The following is a 243-nucleotide window of genomic DNA, read 5'->3' as shown; positions in this document are numbered from 1 at the left end:
ATCCGCTTCTGGGGTTAAAACTTCTAGGTAAATTGCTCGTGGGCGCATCACTTCCCCAGTGAGTTCAGGAGTCCAAAAACCAATTTCGGTTAAGCCATCTTCTCGATAATGGGCTCCCAAACGACGGGCAACGGCTTCTGAACGTTCGAGATAACTTAGTTCCGCATGTTCCAGCGCGATCGCCCAATCTAATAACTCTTGTGTTGGTTTTTCGAGTAATTGAATTGTTTGTTCTGTTTGTAC

At 45.7% G+C, this 243-nt stretch carries 1 protein-coding gene; it reads right to left on the bottom strand.

Translation table 11 applies throughout. From position 1 onward, the window contains the following. Nucleotides 1–243: glucosylglycerol hydrolase (gene gghA / locus R0J87_RS23780; RefSeq protein ID WP_498889477.1), on the bottom strand; the 243-nt coding region annotated here is incomplete at both ends.

The sequence above is a fragment of the Halomonas sp. SIMBA_159 genome, from assembly GCF_046536035.1.
GTDB lineage: Bacteria > Pseudomonadota > Gammaproteobacteria > Pseudomonadales > Halomonadaceae > Vreelandella > Vreelandella venusta_A.
This window is presented reverse-complemented; position numbering and strand designations above follow the sequence as displayed.